Below are 18,285 nucleotides of genomic sequence, written 5' to 3' on the forward strand. Positions count from 1 at the left end.
TTTGTATAGCTCTTATGTATTCAATTTAAGATCAATGCACATCACGCTATCACCACTCTAGCTATCGATTTTACTCATCGATATTACTCATAAGATCGCCACGCCAACATTCGGTTAAATTTTTTTACAAGTTTGAGTAATTACTTAAAACATCTGTGTCAAATACTATAACGTCCCATTTAAGTTGTTATTGCCTACCACTAAATACTGGAATGCTAGCCTGTTTAAATTGTTATTTGTTAATTCAAACACTCGGTCTATTTTGACAATAAATAGGTCAATTTTTTGTGGTTGCATTGTTTTGATTCTGCTCTATGTTGATGTTGGAGTTGTAATAAAAAATCCAATATGAGTAACAAAATAATAAAGTTCTGTTAACAGTGCTGTTGGCGCTGCAGCAGATAAAATAAGAGGACAACCCAATGACAAAATCGATACTTTTACTGTTGGCAGGCTTATTAACTGGCGCAGCTCAAGCAGCCGTTGGTAGCTACCCAGTTGTGTTAGTGCATGGCTTTCAACCGGATAATTTACAAAGTAAGCCGACAGGTACACAGGTAACTGACAATGGTTCAGAGTACTGGGCGCAATATTGGCGTGATCGTGCTGATGCACGCATTGATTGGCCATCGCAAGAGCGCATTGCTAATAAAATAACCAGCCAATATGTGTGGCCTAAATTGCAGCAGCTATCTCGTGAGGGGACATGTGCCAGCGGTTGTGTATTTGTGACCCATTCTACTGGCGATTTAGTGATGCGCTATATTATTGATAACCAAGCGCTATGGTTGCAAAACGCAGGTTTAAAGCCGCTTAATATTGTCGCCACATTTGACTTTTCTGGCGCGGGTGGTGGGGTTGAATTGGCTGATTTGGCGGTTAATGTCGCCAGTGGTTCAGGTTTGATAGATGCAACATTAAAACTAGCTGTGTCGTTATGGTTAGGAGAACTGCCGTCGTCATCCAATATTGGGGTATTGAATGATTTACGCGTAAATACTGCACGCCAATTGGCAGCGTTTCCTGAAAGCCGAGTGCCACGTTTACGTTTTGCTGGGGCAGGGTCTGACTTTCTCGGTGTGACAGGGGCATTTTTACCCGGCGAAGATGATGGTGTTGTTGCTAGTCATTCTAGTTGTGGTGCCGCGGCCGTCGGCAGTTACAACAGTTGTTCGCGCAGTGTAGCATTTGATGGCAAGCTCACCTCTACTAATGGCCCTAGCGGATTTATGCCTTATCACTACCCAATGTTGATGAGTGAAGGCTATAGCCATGGCGACACTATTTTAAATAGCGCTAAAGATGAAGTAACTTCTGCCAATAGTAGTGCCAATTATCTCAATGGCGATAACTTGCAATTCAACACCTATGATGAAAAACGTGGCTGGTGGATATTTAGTTCACGTTATAGAGTGGTTAATAATTCGAATAAAACCAGTATGTCAGCACTTGTGTATCAAGCGGCTAACTAAGCGTATATGAAATATAAAAAAATCATTATAACAATAGCCCTACTCGCTACGGCAGTAGGGTTTTGGGTTGACACTTCTGAGTCGGCACTTGAGCCACCTCAGAGTGCCGCTGTTATCGAGCAAGATGATACTGCACCGAGTAAACCAAAAGTGGTAAAACCCATGCCAGCTAAAACGATGACCGTGGTTGAAAAGCTTCCACAACCGATCAGTAATAGTTTTCAGCTCATGGCAGAGGCTTATGCTAGTGAACTTGAGCTGCCATCTTACTCAATGCCTTTATCGGTTGATGATTCGCACTTACTTAACCCCAATGCTTACATTCCTCAGCCGGTGCAACTCCAAGATGGAGCCAGTGCTAGCATAGTGTTGCCTAAGTATCGTTTCAGTTTTCCTGAACCAGTGGTCATTAATCTTGAAGTTAATGGCTTGCTCGTTACTGGGGCGAGTGCTGCATTACACAGCGAACTTACAAGTGGTTCGGAGCCGTTAATTAGCGAAACCATGCTAGGTGCCGATGGCAAATGGGCGATACAACTGAATGCTGAAGAGGATTGGAATGGTCCAATGGAGGTCAGTGTTACCTTTCGCGCTAAGGGCAAAAAGCAAACGTTAAAAACAGGCATAGAATATAGTCATCCTACGGCAACCATAACCGGAGTGGGGGATATCCGCGCTGAAGGTAGTGATATGTTGATACCGGTTAAATTGGATGTTGAGCAAGCGGGTTATTATCGTTTACGGGCCAATCTATATACAGCAGATAAGCAGCCGATTGCCTTGCTAACGGGTTCCGACAAGCTGACTGAAGGCTCTGTGGTACTGGATCTTAAAGCCTATAAAGGGGTGTTAGCGCAATATAAAGGCCCTTATGTTCTGAGTACATTTGTATTGGAGCGCCGCCCAGCAGTACCCGGTGAATTAACTCAGTACGGCCACAGTGAGGAACCTGCCTACGAGTTAGGCGATTTTGCTGTTGAGTCGCTATCTGATGAGCCATGGCAACCCGATGAGCAAGAAATGCAGCGACTTGAGTTTTTGCAAAAAATGGCAGCAGACTAGGGTTTAACCATTGTTGTTTACATTATCTAAAGCCCGCATTAGCTAATAACGCGGGCTTAATTTATGTATATATAACGTCAAAGTAGCCATGTTTACAGTATTAATTTGTGCAAATAAGTAATGCGGTATGACTATAAAATGGATAGCCCACTTAGTTATTTTTGTTTCAACAGTATCAATGTGTTTTTAGATTATTTTGCGTTAAACATTTTATATTTTGTAGTGATACTACTGAAGAGCATAAACCTCGAATATATGAGGTTTATAATGTAAGGATGGTGTTAAATTGCCGCGGAATATGCAACCAAGTTACACAGGCTGTGTTTGCTGTACTTGGTTTCTGCCACCGCGTTTGGCGCAATACATAGCCATGTCTGCTCGGCTAAAAAGGTCTTGTATTACCTTGTCTCCGGCTGTTAAAGAGCTTACGCCAATAGACACAGTAACGTTAATGTTGTTATTTGTTTGAGTGGTGTGAAATGAGTGTTTGGCAATATGTTCTCGAATACGCTCAGCAATGATCATTGCACCTTCACCGTCGGTCATCGGTAAGATGATGGTAAACTCCTCACCACCGATTCTGGACAATGAATCTGATTGTCGCAGTAAATCACTGCATATTTGGGCAAACTGTTTGAGTATGCTATCTCCGCCATCATGACCAAAATTGTCATTAATCACTTTAAAGTAATCGATGTCGATAACCAACAATGATAACTGTTGATTAAACCTTATGGCTCTGGCGCATTCTTGTTTTGCCAGTTGGTTATATGAGCGACGATTATGCATGCCGGTTAGTTGATCGGTGTTAACTAAACTTTCGATTTGTTGATGTGCTTGTTCTAGTGATGTTTGTGCCTGTTTTAGGTTGGTGATATCTGCGCCCATAATAATGGTGTAACCACTGTCTAAGTTAATCCTGGTCATTTTAAACCAACGCCCATCAGACAGGTCTGTTTCATACTGGTTCAGAGCCTTTTCTGAATGCAGTTTATGCAGATTTTCCAGCCATTGTTCAAAATCATCAGTATTGATAATAACGCCTTGCTTAGTTTCCCAAGCGTGGCGTAATAAATCGCCTGATTTTTTGCCAATAGCATCTTCTGCGGTAGTGCCAAAGATGCTGGCGAAGTGCTGATTACAGTAGATAACTTCTTTATCTTGGTTGAGTACACCGAAACAATTTGGAGTGAGTTTTAATGCATCCATGAGGATGGGCTCTAAATTGACTGGTGGACTTTGTGGCATAGGATACTCAACAATGTGACGATACTTGGGCGTAATTATAAAGGAAAAACGTTACTTTTTGGTAACAAACTAACCGGTGCTATGACTCTGTTGCTAGAGGGATAAAGCTAGTCCACTGTTTTTATTGACGTTTTTTAAATCGAGTAGGGGAAAATAAAATTATTTATCCCTCAGTCTAAAGAATGATAACGATGAGGCGCAGCAAGCATAAAAAAGCCCAGTCATTATCGCTAAGACTGGGCTGTTAATGCAGATTAATTACGCGTTAGTTAATGCGCTTTTTAGCTCGCTAGGTTTCATCGGAATTTTACGTAACCGTACACCCACAGCTTGATAGATTGCATTAGCAATCGCTGGAGCAACAGGGGTTACAGCCGGTTCACCTAAGCCAGATGGTGGCATTTTGCTTGGGATAAATTCGATGATAACTTCCGGTGTCTGACCTAAGCGCAGCGGAGTATAAGTATCAAAGTTTGAGTCTTTATACTGACCATTAAGCAGTTCAGTACCTTCATACAACGCCATAGATAATCCCCACAATGCAGCACCCTGGCATTGGGCCTCTGCGCCGTTAGGATCAACAATAATGCCGGCATCGATGGCGATAACCAATTTCTGCACATTTACAATACCGTTGCTTTTATCCACATACACTTGTACTGCGCACGATACCCAGGTTGGCATATCACGTTCTTGGCCAAAGGTTGATGCAATGCCAAGCCCTGTATCTTTGGCTTGTGGTGTGCCCCAGCCAATCATCTCGGCAGCTTTTTTCAATACTGCGGCTTGGCGAGCAGCGCCACCTTCGGCAACGGGTGTGCTCCCAGCATTTCGGCCTTCGGCAATTAGCATGTCGAGGCGGAACTGTAATGGATCTTTACCCGCGTGATGCGCAGCTTCATCCATAAAGCTTTCAACAGCCCAACCTGTCCAGCCAGGTCCAACTGAACGTAACCAACCCGGTCTGAACGTTGCAATCGCAAGGTCATTCGATACAGCACGCACTTTTTGAGCGCCAACAGTGTACCAATGGTCTGCTCCGGCAATCGAAAACGGATCAAATGGTTCGCCATTAGTGCCTTTTGGCATAAACCCTGGTGCTAATACCTGAGTTGGCCAACCTGCTGTGGCGTGATGTTCCATTGCGGTAACCGCTTTTTTGTCATCAAACGCCATTTTTAACTGTTGAACAGATGCAGAGCGCGCGCTATCAAATAACATGTCTTGTGGACGCATCATCACCATTTTAACGGGTTTACCGCCTAATGCTTTAGAGGTCAACGCAGCTGGAATGGTGTAATCGCCGTTAAGTCTGCGTCCAAAGCCACCGCCTAACATGTAGCTACGAATCACAATGTTAGCTTCTTCTTCGCCTAATGCCGTGGCCAATACGGGAAGGGTAAGCGATTGCCACTGACAACCTGAATGCACTTCCCATATGCCGTCTTGGTTTTTAAATACCAGTGCATTAAGCGGTTCCATTTGCGCATGCAGTACCGTGCTGGTGATGTATTCTTCTGCAATGGTGCTTTTTGCACTCGCAAATACTGGACCAGTGTCAGTATTGCCTGTGTCTAAAATACTGCCTTTGGTTTGGTCGCCAAGTAATTGCTTACCATGAGCAATAATGTCTGCTTCAGACACGTTGGCCGTTTTACCTGCGTCCCATGTTACTTTCACGAGCTTTGAGGCTTTTTGGGCCGCATTAAAGCTACTGGCGATAACCATTAACCAACCTGGCACACTGCCACTGGCATCATCTAGTACGATAGTTTGTTGATAACCCTTAACGGCTTTTGCAGCAGAGTCGTCAAACTTAACCACTTTGGAGCCATAACGTGTAGGAGGCAAAATAGGGTTAGCGTACACCATGCCATCAACTTTCGCGTCGATACCAAATATGGTTTTACCGTTAGTCTTGTTGGCAATATCAAGAGACGTCACCTGTTGGCCCACCAGCTTAAGATCGGCATTCGGCTTCAATGGCAGGGTTTTAAGTTCTTCTTCAGTAAACTGACGTGTTAAGCCTAGGGTGACTAACTCACCGTAAGACAGCTCGCCTTTACTTGAGATAATTTTACCGTTACTGGCTTTACAGTCTTTTGCTGCAATACCCCATTTTTTAGCCGCAGCTTCAATTAACGCTGTACGGCCTGCAGCACCCGCTTGACGGTAAACTGGCCAGCTTTGTGAAATAGACCAACTGCCGCCGGTAACCATGTAACCCCAACGTGGGTCACTGTCGACATGGATAATCTCGACATCATCCCATGACGCTTCTAGTTCATCAGCAAGAATACGCGCAATAGCAGTACCGACATGTTGGCCCATTTCTGAGCGCATAATGTTGACTTTAATTTTGCCTGCGGTATCGATTGAGTACCATAAAGACGGTTCGTAAATATCGCCTTCGCTTGGGAGTACTTTACCGTCTGGGCTAGCAGGATCCATTGCCGCCATCAAATGGCGAGGAAAACCAAAGCTGACACCTACAGCGGTCATCGCAATTAAAAAACCACGGCGGGTTATACCAGCCGATCCACGTTTAGGCAGTCTGCTCATCGTTGTTCTCCTTAATTGCGTTTGCAGCTTCATGAATGGCACCACGAATACGAACGTAGGTCATACAACGACATAAGTTTCCGCCCATCACAGCGTCAATGTCTTTGTCTGAAGGTTCAGGAATGTCTTTTAGTAGCGCTGCAGCTTGCATAATTTGACCCGACTGGCAGTAACCACACTGTGGTACCTGCAGCTTTTGCCAAGATATTTGCAATGGGTGATCGCCCTTTTCAGAAAGTCCTTCAATCGTAGTGATTTCGGCTCCTTCAACTGACGATATAGGGGTTATGCATGAACGTGTGGCACGTCCGCCAACATGGACGGTACAGGCACCACATGTACCAATACCACAGCCAAATTTTGTGCCGGTCATGTCCAGTTCATCACGAATAACCCACAGTAGAGGAGTATCACTCTCTACATCGGCAGTCATCGGTTTGCCGTTTAAAATAAATTTTGCCATTGTCACTTCTCCAGTGAATTAGTGCTCAAATCGGGGTTGATTGCGGATCTCGCCCACTTGTTGTTGTAATTTCGGCCAGGTGTTTTCCCCAGCTGCTTGACGTAAATAAGCCGCTATAGCAGTAATGTCTTCATCGCTAAGAGCATCACGGAACCCTGGCATTACCACACCGCTAATGCCTTGATCGCTGCGCACGCCATCCAGTATTACGTTAATTAGGTTAGTTGGATCATTAAGATGTGTTGCCGAGCCGATAGTAATTAATGGACGACCTTTAACTAACTGGTCGCTGTTGTAGTGGCATGCTTGGCAAGCTGTAGCATATAAGCGTGCACCTTCATCAATCCGCTGATCCGGTTGTTGATGTTGTGCCGCGATAGCTGCTTGTAACGTGCTACTTGAGTCAGGATCGTCGGTGTTGTTGGTACGGGCAATTTCAGCAAAGTAACCACTAATGGCTTCTATGTCACTGTCTGGAAGGGCTGATAAGCCTTTGTGCATAACTGGCGCCATTGGGCCTGCCGCACTTCCATGGTAAGGCGAGTTACCCGTAGTTAGGTATTCATAGAAGTCTTGTGCGCGCCACGGGATAGGTGAAGTGCTTGTTGATGTTAATGATGGTGCTATCCAGCCATCAATGGCCGCACCTTGGTACATTTGGGCGTACTTTTCGCCGCCCAACGCATTACGTGGAGTATGGCATGCACCACAGTGAGCAATACCTTCTGCTAAGTAAGCACCGCGATTCCATTCGGCAGATTGCTTGCTGTTGACCTCAAAAGCTTGGGTATCAGCAAACAACAGTTTCCAACCCGCCTGAAACCAGCGGATGTTGAGCGGAAACGGAATACCGTTTTCTTTTTTAACTTGGTTAACCGCAGGCACAGACGTCATGATGTAAGCGTAAATAGCGTTAATGTCATCATCGGTCATTTTATTAAAGTGTTCAAAAGGGAACGCAGGTAATAAATGGTGTCCATCGCGGCTCACACCTGTGCGCATGGCGCGAGCGAAAGCGGCTTGTGACCAGCCACCAATACCGGTTTCAACATCGGGAGTGATGTTACTTGAATAAATGGTGCCAAAGTCAGTATGCATTTCATAGTTACCAGCATAGGCTGTGCCACCAGGTGGTGTATGACAAGTACTGCAATAACCTGCTGCGGCAAGGATTTTACCCTGTTCGATAACGTGTGGAGAATAATCAGTTTGAGTTGGTACGACGGGATCAATTGCAGGGTGCCAAGCATATATACTGAATATACCGAGTCCAACAATAGCTGCGCCACATACGCCGTAAACGATGCGCTTTAGCATATTACATTGCCTTATTTTAAATAAAAAATGATATAGAGAAGGGAATATCTCATCTAAACATTCCCTGTTCGACTGCGTATTATTATTGTGATTGGTCAAATATTAATCCTATGCAAGGTATAGCCCTTTGTCCAGCATTGATATTGACTGATCTGTTATTGTATTAGAATAAAATAATACAGTACTGCGCTGACGAGTAACATGTGGATTGTTAAATAAATTGATTTCGTTAATTCACTGTTAATTCACAGTTTTCAAGGTTGCTGCTATGTTGCGGTAATCTTAGTTATCTATGATTAAAATGAGTAGCCATGCCAGATTCATAAAGTGAGGAAATACTGCCGAAAAAACGATTATTGGCCATTAAGATATATGTCGGTGTTTATTAACTATTTACTCATCTGTGACCAGATGATTTTATCGCTGAGCAGGTACTCAATATGGTGATTATGTACCTCGGCGATTATTTCCCCTCAATATGATTGTTCATTGCGATAGTTTCCACAATCATGATTAAGCCACAATATATCGCTACAGCACTTTTAGATCTCATTCTGACAGTTATTCCTTAGTGCTTGAGCACAATCAACTTGTATTTAGCAAAGATATTCTGGATAATTAATGCAAATCATTATCATTTGCGTTAAATGGCTGGAGATCGAATTAGATGGAACTCGTCAGTGTATCTTCTTTATGGCTTGGTTGTTTGTTTGCCTATTTGGCATCTGACAAGCAACAGCTTATTAGTTTGCCTTTTCCTAAATTACTGGCTTGGAGCTTATGCGGTTTATCGGTGGTATTTGCAGTATGGGGATTTAGCCATACTTACAGTGTATTAGTCGCCAGTTTGGTGGTGCTGATTTGCATGATGACCATGTGGATATTACTGGTGCTGGTGGCCTCGCACTATAAAGGTCGTAGTATCTGGGTGAGTTCGTTAGGCTTTGCGCTGTTTGTCAGTATCTTACTTGTTGGGGTTAAATAACCATGTGGCCTAAATCTGTTGCTGCATTTTTGTGGGGATTATTACTGGCGATCAGTTTAATGCTCATTGTTTTTCGAACATTACCGGCTGCAGTAGATGTAAAACTATTTGTTGGGCTAATGCTGGGTTTTTGTGTGTGGGTTGGGGTGATGACATTTTGTTATAGCCGCAACAGCGCAAAAGCGGCGAGTGTCGTATGCGCAAAATGGCTTGTGGCCAGTAGCCTTATTAATACGTTGTTATTTTTTTCTCAAACCTAAGTCATGAATACCTCAATGAAACCAGACTCTCCCGTACAGCACAAAGTCGTTAAAAATCTCATCGAAGCCCACAGTTGGCTTGGGTTAATTATTTCACCTTTACTGTTTTTGGTATTTTGGGCTGGCGCGGTGACCTTGTTTCACGATGAAATTGCCCAGTGGGCCATTACGCCTCATCATCCAGTCGATAATACCCAAGCAGATATTCCTTTAGTGAAACTGGTAGAGCAAAAGTTGGCTGAATACCCAGTCGATCAAGCTGGCCGATTTCGAATAAATATGCCGACTGAGCTAGTACCTTATTATATTTTTTACTTCGATGTGTTTGGAGATGCTCCGCAATCGGACCGCCAGTCGATGGCGATATTGGTTGACCCTAAAAGCGGCGAAACCGTTGCGGGCAAAGATGACTTTTACTTATCGCAATTTATTTACCGCTTGCATTACAACCTTGATTTACCCGGTGGCAGTTATCTTATTGGGGTCGTGACGCTGATTTTTTTGTTTGCACTCGTGTCAGGTATTTTTATCCATGCGCGTAAATTACTGAAACATTTCTTTTTGTATCGGGTTGATAAACAGCGCCGGGATAAATTACTCGATCTTCATACTGTAGTCGGAGTAATGACAATTCCCTTTACCTTGATGTATGCGCTAAGTGGCTTGATCCTTAACTTGGCCATAGTGTTCCAACTGGCTTTTGTGGTGTTTATTTATCAGGGCGATCGACAAGCATTGTTTAACGATGCCGGTTTTAACCGTACCAGCGAACCGCGAAGTGAAACGTCACTGGATATGAGCAATGCATTTACCTTAATTGAACAAACTAAACAGCAATCGAATTTTGAGTTACGTAATATTATTTTCCACCATTACGGCGCCGATAATGCTCTGGTACAAGTGCGTGGAACCGACACGGTTAATTTTGCTCAACGAGATGAAGTGACCTACCGGGTGCAGGATGGCACTGTGATGGATAAGGTTAATGCCGATAATTACAATGTATTCCGCCAGGGTAGAGATGTATTAGTGACATTGCATTTTAGTAATTTTGCTGGCTTAGATATCCGTATTTTGTACTTTATTTTGGCGATGGCCATCAGCGCCATGATTGTTACCGGCAATATGTTATGGATAAATAAGCGCAGTGCTCAGCGCCAATCTTCACAGCGCAGTATTGCTATCGTAACCGCGATGACGATTGGTGGCTGTGGTGGCATTATTGTCGCGACAGCAGTTGGATTTTTGTGTGAGCGACTATTACCTGCAACCTTATCAGGGCGAAGTGAATGGTTAGTGGGGTGTTTTGTAACGTCACTATTGCTCGTTATGTTGTGCAGTATAAAAGTGACCGATATTAAGCGTCATCTCAGCCAGTTGCTGTTACTCACCAGTGGCATATTAGTCATCACGATTGTTGCAGATTGGCTGTTATTTTCTGAGCAAATAATAGCGTTATGGCAAAGTGGTTATCATGGGGTCATCGGGATACAAGTTGGCATGATGCTGGTAACGGCAGTGTGTTTATGGACCGCCAATAAGTTAGGTGTATCACCTCGGTCGCAGCCAGCAATGGTTAAAAATATTACTCCCGCTAATGGATAGCGAATTGTAATAAAACTAAACCTATTAAGCCTGTGAAGGAAACTATCACAGGCTCAATCATCAACTAAGCGCATCTAGGGTAAATCAAAAATCAATGCAGTTGCTTGAGTGTCCGTTGGGTTAACCAAGGTCACCGTGGTTATGTCGGTGAGTTTAGCGCCATCACCTATGGTTAACTGCTGATCTTCAATATTGAGCTCGCCAGCCACCTGATGAACATACATTTTACGGTCAGTTGCAATCTGATAGGTTATTTCAGATTTAGACGCCAAAATCAGTTGTGACAATGTCGCATTTTGCTTGATTTGCAAGGTACCGTTTTCACCCGTTGGCGTAGCAATCGTGGTTAACCCCACTGCTTGACCGAAGTTTTTTTGCTGATACCCTGGTGTATTGCCTAAGGTATTAGGCTGGATCCAAATTTGTAAAAACTTCAATGGGTCGGTTTTAGAGGCATTGTATTCACTGTGAGTTATGCCGCTGCCAGCAGACATAAGTTGGAACTCACCAGCAGGTAATACTTCAACGTTACCCTCACTGTCTTTATGGGCAATTGAGCCTTCAAGTGCATAGCTGATAATTTCCATGTCACGGTGGCCGTGAGTGGCAAATCCGGCACCGGGGGCGACGCTGTCGTCATTAATCACTCGCAAGGCGGAAAAGCCCATATGATCAGGGTCATAATAACTCCCAAATGAGAAGCTATGTTTACTGTCTAACCAGCCAAAATTAGCTTTGCCGCGTTCGCTTGCTGGACGTAAAGTGATCATGATGTTCTCCTAAAGCTCAATGTAAATGTTTATACCAATCAGATCTTTGCTCTAATTTGATTGGTATTCATCGCAACTCGGGTTACTTAGTTAATCGAGTCGTAATCGCGTTATCGATGGCAAGTTTGCCTGAACCCGATAAGGCCAGTGACACGCTGGCGGCCAATAGTGCTAACGCAAATTCATAGCCGTTATTTGCCATAAATAAACCGTTGCTGATATGTACACTAGCAATGGCGATAATCATGGTGAATGCTAATAAAACTGCGGCAGGACGAGTCAGCAAGCCTAGTAGAATGAACAGTCCGCCAACCAATTCAGCGCTACCGGCTAAGAAAGCCATTAACACGCCAGGTTCGATGCCAATTGATGCCATCCATTGTCCTGTACCTTCAAGGCCATAACCGCCAAACCAACCAAATAGTTTTTGGCCGCCGTGAGCCATAAAAATAATCCCAACAGGTAAGCGTAATGCCAATGTGCTGAAACCTGCAGTAGAATTTGTGATGCGTTTAACGAGTGCTTTCATGGTATGTATCCTCAATAAATTTAAACATTGTTTGTTTTGTCGTGAGCCTTTCTCACTGGTTGATAAGAAGTATATTGAGACTTGATTGAATAAAAAATCGGAATAAACTGACGTAAAGATTCAAATTATTTGAATACGGAGGAATGATGCAAAATCCGATCACTATCGACGCATTACGCGCCTTAGATGCAATTGAACGTAAGGGCAGTTTTGCTGCTGCAGCAGCATCGTTATATCGAGTGCCATCAGCACTGACTTACACCATCAAAAAACTTGAAGATGATATGGGTACGGCGTTATTTGACCGTACAAAGCAAAAAGCACAACTGACACCCGCAGGTAAAATTGTATTAGAGCAAGGACGGCAGATTTTGTTAGCCACCAATCGGTTGGTTGATTCAGTGCAGCAATTAGAATCTGGCTGGGAAACCGAAATACGGTTATCACGCGACACGGTTATCCCTCAGGGGGTATTGTTTCAATTAATTGAACAATTTAATCAGCTAGAACATTCGGTCGACATTAGTGTCGATGTTGAAGCCGTCGGTGGTGGTTGGGATGCATTACATAGCCGACGCGCCGATATTGTGATTGGTGCATCTGGCGAGTTACCAAGAGGTGTATTTCAAACCCATAAAATAGGCGAGATTGAATTTGTGTTTGCGGTTGCGCCACATCATCCATTGGCGTTTGTTGATGGCATATTAGAAGCCGACAAATTAACAGATTATGCTTCGGTTGTGGTTGCTGATACATCACAACTTTTACCCACTCGAAGCAGCGGTATGTTCAACAGTAAGCAGGTAATTAGGGTCAACACCATGGAAACTAAAATAGCGGCACAGCGACAAGGTTTGGGGATTGGTTTTTTACCTAGGCACATGGTGCAATGTTATTTTGATAGTGGCGAATTGATTGAAAAATCCTGTTCAATTCCAAGACCAAATCAAAGTTTGTACATTGCTTGGCATAAAGATCATCAAGGCCGTGCATTTGACTGGTTTGTGGACCATTTACCTAAAGCCGACTGGGGTTTATAACATCTGAATGTGAGCACAATGATAGCGACCAATGTGAGATCGCAGATACGAGCTCACATTGGTGCTTATCGATCCCATCGTGATATTGAATATCAGCGTTGATGTCGTTGCTTAACTATTCTTTTAACTATTCGGTTAACTACTCGCTTGAATACTCACTTGAGCATTCTTGCTAGCGTTAGTTTTCTTGTCTAGTGAGCCACTGAAACGTGTTAATGCTAGGGCAATAACCACAATCACCGCACCAACCCAAGGTGTATGCATTAGGCCAGCGTTAGCCACAATCAGCCCGCCACCCCAAGACCCAAGTGCAATACCGACATTAAAAGCGGCAATATTTAATCCTGAAGCCACATCAACGGCGTCGGGTGTGTACTTCTGTGCAAGTGAAACTACGTAAACTTGTAGCCCTGGTACATTACCAAATGCAAACGCGCCCCAGACCAAAATGGTGATCACAGCGGCAATAGGGTTAACCGCAGTAAAGTTAAATATCACTAATATGGTCGCAAGACCGCTGAAAATAATACTTAACGCTTTAATTGGGCCCATTTTATCGGCCATTTTTCCGCCCCAAATATTACCAATAGCGACCGATACCCCGTACACCAACATGATTAAGCCAATAGATTGAGATTCAAAACCAGACACTTGCTCTAAAATGGGGGCTAAAAAAGTAAAGGCCGTAAATGTGCCGCCATAACCTAATGCGGTAATAGCATAGACCAGTAATAACCGTGGTTGAGTGAGTACTTTTAATTGCGATGATAATTTTGCCGCGGGTGGCTGAGGTAAATTATTGGGAACCAACAAGCTACTGCCAATCAAGGCTACAAACCCAAGAATTGCGACAGTTAAAAAAGTGGCTTGCCAGCCAAAGGTCTGGCCAATATAGGTGCCCAAAGGGACGCCTGTCACTAAGGCGACGGTTAACCCCGTAAACATAATGGCAATCGCACTGGCGGCTTTTTCTTTGGGTACTAACCCAGTGGCAATGGTTGAGCCAATAGAGAAAAACACTCCGTGGGCTAACCCAGTGATAATGCGTGCAGCAATTAAGGTTTCGTAACCGGGCGCTTGCCAAGCCAATAGATTACCCGCAACAAATAAACTCATTACCGCCAGCAATACGTGTTTGCGATTCCATTTACCGGTTAATGCGGTGAGTACTGGTGCGCCAATGGCGACACCTAATGCGTAAAGACTGACCAATAAGCCAGCCGATGGTAATGATACGTTAAGGTCTTGTGCCATTGTGGGGATTAACCCCACAATGACAAATTCGGTGGTTCCAATAGCAAAGGCGCTAAGCGTCAATGCGAGTAAAGCTAACGGCATAATGTGTTCCTCTTAGGTTGTCGCTAGGATTTACCGTCGCGATAAATGTGTCAGTCAGTTGATGGGCGTCATTATTGATTAGATATATGTTGTTAAAAACAGTATGTTTAGCAAATGACTTTTGCTATAAATGCAATAAACAATGATGTTAGATCGACACAGCACAAAATGAGGTATGCATGCTTACGCGTTCAGATGATTTAGATATATTGCTGATGGTGGTCGACTGCGGCGGGTTTTCTGCAGCGGCCGATGCACTCAATATTCAGGTTGCACGAGTGTCACGCGCGGTAAGTAAAATAGAGCAACAGCTCGGGGTCACCATTCTCAATCGCACCACTCGGCGTGTTGAGTTAACCGATGAAGGCCGCCAATTTGTCGAATCTGTTCGGGGTGGATTACAACAATTACAACGCGCAGAAGATGAACTCGTACGTCGTGGTGAACTACCACAAGGACGTTTGCGTGTGGACGCGGCAAGTCCGTTTGTGTTTCATCAATTAGTGCCTTTGATGAAAGATTTTCGCGCCGCTTATCCAGACATTGAATTAGCATTGACCTCGAACGAGGGTTATGTCGATTTACTTGAAAAGCGTACCGATGTGGCCATTAGAATCGGTAAGCTGGCAGACTCAACCTTGCATGCTCGGCCATTAGGAAAAAGTGCCTTACATATTGTTGCCTCCGCTGAGTATTTAGCGCGTAGAGGTGTGCCACAAAAAGTGTCTGATTTGACTTGCCACGAGTTACTTGGGTTTACCGAACCTAAAATATTGAATCACTGGCCACTAAAAGGTTGCGATGTTATTACCCCTACCATCAGCACCAGCAATGGAGAAACCTTGCGTCAACTAGCACTGGCAGGTAATGGCATTGCGTGTCTTTCAGGTTTTATGATTAATGATGATCTCGCGGCGGGTCGGTTAGTGCCCTTACTTCAGTCGGAGAAGTTTACTCACATAGAACGTGAACAAGTGAATGCGGTGTATTACAAATCGTCTATTGTTGCGCGACGTATTTCTGCATTTATTGAGTTTATTCAACCAAGATTAACCTTATAATTAAGTGCTCAATTTAACCGTGTGTAGATATTTGCAGTTTGAGCAAAACAGATTTGCTTGGTTGACGGTTTATTTCTGTTATTAGTTGGCGCACAGTGTTGGTTCAGATACCGTTTTTAGGAAGACAATATGACCACTATTCCATTGTTAGGCACAGGTACCTTCAGACTTAAAGATCAACTGGCATTTGATTCAGTGTTAATGGCGCTACAGCAGGGTTCTCGCCACATTGATACCGCTCAGATTTACGCCAATGAGAAACAAGTTGGTGATGCAATTAAAGCATCGGGTATCGCAAGAGCTGATATTTTCCTCACCACTAAGGTGTGGACAGATCGCTTTGCCCACGACCAACTGATTCAAAGCGTGCATGACAGCTTGGCTTTATTGCAAACCGACTATGTGGATTTGTTACTGATACATTGGCCCTTACGTGATGATTCCGTACCCATGCGAGAGTATTTGCTGGCATTAAAAGAGGTGCAAGATGCTGGTTTGGCGAAGCACATTGGCGTGTCTAATTTCACTATTGCCCAGGTGACACAAGCGATTGAGATTTTAGGTGCAGACGCAATATTTACCAATCAGGTTGAAGTACATCCATATTTGCAAAATAATCGACTGGTCAAATTCTGTCAGCAGCACAATATTATGGTTACAGGTTATATGCCGTTTGCCTATGGTGCGGTATTAACTGATGACACTATTGTCGCGATTGCGAAAAAGCATCAAATGACACCCGCTCAAGCGGTATTAGTGTGGATGCGTCAAAAAGGTTATGTGACCATTCCATCGTCAACTAAGCTGGTAAATGTGCAAGCTAATATGGCCTCATTAGCGTTATCGCTTCCGTCTGAAGACATGGCGGCAATCGATAAATTAGATCGAAATCATCGTGTAGCTGCGCCAGATTTTAGCCCTGATTGGGATCAATAATCTATCAGCGAATGATCCATTAGCGAACGTGCCAATGGCTTAAGTGGCCAGGGAGTTCGCACTCAGTTTTAGATGATTTGTATAGCAAGTATCCACGCTAACATGAGTGATCATATTGGCGTTTTTTATTTTCAGAGTTGCTAGCTGCTTGACATGGGTGTAAGACATAGGTTTACAGTCGTTTCATATGCTCAGTAGATTTATTTATGTAGATCTTATTTTTCAATACAGTTGTTACCCCAAGGAGTGATTATGCAAGTCAGTGAACTCGCGACGTTATTGGGTGTTACCACAGACACAATTCGTTTTTACACCCGAATCGGCCTGCTCGCCCCAACAAAATCGCCTAGCAATGGTTATAAATTTTATCGTGACAAAGAAGTGTCGCGGATGCGATTTATTATGAGTGCCAGAAACTTAGGTTTTTCGGTGGATGAAATTAAAGTGATTTTTTCCAAAACTGATCACGGTGAAAGCGCTTGTACCATGGTGAAGCAGCTTATTAGCCAGAAGTTGGCCGAAACTGAAATACTATTCAATGAAACCCTAAAATTACGTAATAAGCTGACTCAAGCCGTAAGTGAGTGGGAAAATCTGCCAGCGTTGGCACCCACCGGTGCCATGATTTGTCACTTGATTGAGGGATTTGATCCAAACCATGAAACCCCTTGTCAGGCTAGTGATAAGGAGTCTTTGTGATGAATACCCAAACAACAACACAATTATTGATAGAGGGTGCAGGTTGTGCCAGCTGTGTTGGCAAAATTGAGAAAGCCCTTAAAACAGTCGCGCAAGTAAAGCAGGCTGAAATGAACTTTGCTGATCGCAGTGTGATGGTCACCGGAGAGGTTGACGTTGCTCGTTTACTTGATGCTGTTGAACAAGCCGGTTACCACGCAATTGTGATTAACGATCAAGGTGGTGCTGATGCCATTGATGAGAAAGAACAGGCCGATGCTGCCTACTATAAAAGCTTAATCAAACACACAGTCGTTGCATTAGCAGTGGGTATTCCACTGATGATCTATGGTTTATTGATTGGTGAAATGACCGTTACCAGCCCAATGCAACAGCTGGTTTGGGGCGCAATTGGAGTGCTCACCTTAGGGATAATGTTTGTCTCGGGTAAGCATTTTTATACTGGCGCTTGGAAGTCATTTATTAATCATAGCGCCAATATGGATACCTTAATCGCCTTAGGTACCGGAACCGCCTGGATTTATTCTATGGTCGTGGTGCTTGCGCCAGATTTATTGCCACAAATGGCGCGGCATGTTTATTTTGAAGCAACCGCGATGATCATTGGTTTAATCAACCTTGGGCTTGCGTTAGAGGTTAAAGCGCGCGGTAAAACCTCGGCAGCCATTAAACGTCTTATTGGGTTACAAGCTAAAACGGCTAGGGTGATCCGCAATGGTAAAGCGGTCGATATCGATATTGCTCTGGTGCAAATAAACGATAAAGTCAGTGTTCGTCCAGGTGAAAAAATTCCTGTTGATGGTGTGGTCGTTGAAGGCAGCAGCTTTATTGATGAGTCGATGCTGACGGGTGAACCTATTCCTGTTGAAAAAGGCATTAACGATGACGTAGTCGCGGGCACATTAAATAAGCTAGGTTCACTTACCTTCACCGCTACC

Annotated in this window: 17 protein-coding genes; 10 read left to right on the forward strand and 7 right to left on the reverse strand. The window is 43.9% G+C overall.

Annotated features, from left to right (window positions below; genetic code table 11):
• Positions 1-422 precede the first annotated feature (422 nt).
• Together CXF78_RS03835 and CXF78_RS03840 are read left to right on the forward strand one after the other, a co-directional pair.
• Positions 423-1,472 (forward strand): hypothetical protein, encoded by a 1,050-nt coding sequence (locus CXF78_RS03835; RefSeq protein WP_102036024.1) that lies wholly within the window; start codon positions 423-425, stop codon positions 1,470-1,472.
• Positions 1,473-1,478: 6 nt separating this feature from the next.
• Positions 1,479-2,534 (forward strand): hypothetical protein, encoded by a 1,056-nt coding sequence (locus CXF78_RS03840; protein WP_102036025.1) that lies wholly within the window; start codon positions 1,479-1,481, stop codon positions 2,532-2,534.
• 309 nt (positions 2,535-2,843) lie between these two features.
• Here the strand turns inward: CXF78_RS03840 and CXF78_RS03845 are convergent, their stop codons facing one another.
• From CXF78_RS03845 to CXF78_RS03860, 4 genes are all read right to left on the reverse strand, one after another.
• Positions 2,844-3,782: a sensor domain-containing diguanylate cyclase gene (locus tag CXF78_RS03845; protein WP_102036026.1), complete on the reverse strand. Its 939-nt coding sequence runs from the start codon at positions 3,780-3,782 to the stop codon at positions 2,844-2,846.
• A 258-nt stretch (positions 3,783-4,040) separates the two neighbouring features.
• Entirely contained in the window at positions 4,041-6,344 is a 2,304-nt protein-coding gene (locus tag CXF78_RS03850) for a xanthine dehydrogenase family protein molybdopterin-binding subunit (RefSeq protein ID WP_102036027.1), read from the reverse strand.
• Positions 6,328-6,807 (reverse strand): (2Fe-2S)-binding protein, encoded by a 480-nt coding sequence (locus CXF78_RS03855; RefSeq protein WP_102036028.1) that lies wholly within the window; start codon positions 6,805-6,807, stop codon positions 6,328-6,330. Before CXF78_RS03855 ends, CXF78_RS03850 begins: the two co-directional genes overlap by 17 nt.
• A gap of 18 nt (positions 6,808-6,825) precedes the next feature.
• The gene (locus tag CXF78_RS03860; protein WP_102036029.1) at positions 6,826-8,124 is read right to left on the reverse strand and encodes a cytochrome c; all 1,299 of its coding nucleotides are present in this window, start codon (positions 8,122-8,124) and stop codon (positions 6,826-6,828) included.
• A 667-nt stretch (positions 8,125-8,791) separates the two neighbouring features.
• Between CXF78_RS03860 and CXF78_RS03865 the strand changes: the two genes are divergently transcribed.
• From CXF78_RS03865 to CXF78_RS03875, 3 genes are read left to right on the forward strand one after another with little or no spacing between them, the layout of a single operon-like run.
• Positions 8,792-9,109 carry a hypothetical protein gene (locus tag CXF78_RS03865; protein ID WP_011635692.1) on the forward strand — a complete coding sequence of 106 codons (318 nt, stop codon included), beginning with the start codon at positions 8,792-8,794 and terminating at the stop codon, positions 9,107-9,109.
• A 2-nt stretch (positions 9,110-9,111) separates the two neighbouring features.
• Entirely contained in the window at positions 9,112-9,369 is a 258-nt protein-coding gene (locus tag CXF78_RS03870) for a hypothetical protein (RefSeq protein ID WP_059745922.1), read from the forward strand.
• A 15-nt stretch (positions 9,370-9,384) separates the two neighbouring features.
• Positions 9,385-10,974, forward strand: coding sequence for a PepSY-associated TM helix domain-containing protein (locus tag CXF78_RS03875; protein WP_180957041.1), 1,590 nt, complete (start codon positions 9,385-9,387; stop codon positions 10,972-10,974).
• Positions 10,975-11,048: 74 nt separating this feature from the next.
• Here the strand turns inward: CXF78_RS03875 and CXF78_RS03880 are convergent, their stop codons facing one another.
• Complete coding sequence (locus CXF78_RS03880; protein ID WP_102036031.1) at positions 11,049-11,744, reverse strand: pirin family protein; 696 nt, start codon at positions 11,742-11,744, stop codon at positions 11,049-11,051.
• A gap of 82 nt (positions 11,745-11,826) precedes the next feature.
• On the reverse strand, positions 11,827-12,273 hold the full coding sequence (locus CXF78_RS03885; protein WP_011635696.1) for a DoxX family protein: 447 nt from the start codon (positions 12,271-12,273) through the stop codon (positions 11,827-11,829).
• Between the two features lie 146 nt (positions 12,274-12,419).
• Here CXF78_RS03885 and CXF78_RS03890 point away from each other — a divergent pair, with 146 nt between their 5' ends.
• Entirely contained in the window at positions 12,420-13,313 is an 894-nt protein-coding gene (locus CXF78_RS03890; protein ID WP_011635697.1) for a LysR family transcriptional regulator, read from the forward strand.
• A gap of 135 nt (positions 13,314-13,448) precedes the next feature.
• Here the strand turns inward: CXF78_RS03890 and CXF78_RS03895 are convergent, their stop codons facing one another.
• On the reverse strand, positions 13,449-14,651 hold the full coding sequence (locus CXF78_RS03895; protein WP_011635698.1) for an MFS transporter: 1,203 nt from the start codon (positions 14,649-14,651) through the stop codon (positions 13,449-13,451).
• Positions 14,652-14,830: 179 nt separating this feature from the next.
• On the opposite strand from CXF78_RS03895, the gene CXF78_RS03900 reads away from it, so the two are divergent.
• The 4 genes from CXF78_RS03900 to CXF78_RS03915 form a co-directional block, all read left to right on the forward strand.
• Positions 14,831-15,712 carry a LysR family transcriptional regulator gene (locus tag CXF78_RS03900; RefSeq protein WP_102036032.1) on the forward strand — a complete coding sequence of 294 codons (882 nt, stop codon included), beginning with the start codon at positions 14,831-14,833 and terminating at the stop codon, positions 15,710-15,712.
• Between the two features lie 129 nt (positions 15,713-15,841).
• Positions 15,842-16,648: a 2,5-didehydrogluconate reductase DkgB gene (gene dkgB / locus CXF78_RS03905; protein ID WP_102036033.1), complete on the forward strand. Its 807-nt coding sequence runs from the start codon at positions 15,842-15,844 to the stop codon at positions 16,646-16,648.
• Positions 16,649-16,900: 252 nt separating this feature from the next.
• Positions 16,901-17,347, forward strand: coding sequence for a MerR family transcriptional regulator (locus CXF78_RS03910; protein ID WP_011635701.1), 447 nt, complete (start codon positions 16,901-16,903; stop codon positions 17,345-17,347).
• A partial coding sequence (locus CXF78_RS03915; protein ID WP_180957042.1) for a heavy metal translocating P-type ATPase occupies positions 17,347-18,285 on the forward strand: 939 nt, incomplete at its 3' end. The genes CXF78_RS03910 and CXF78_RS03915, both read left to right, overlap by 1 nt.

Source organism: Shewanella sp. 11B5, from assembly GCF_002836795.1.
In the GTDB taxonomy this organism is placed as follows: Bacteria; Pseudomonadota; Gammaproteobacteria; order Enterobacterales; family Shewanellaceae; genus Shewanella; species Shewanella frigidimarina.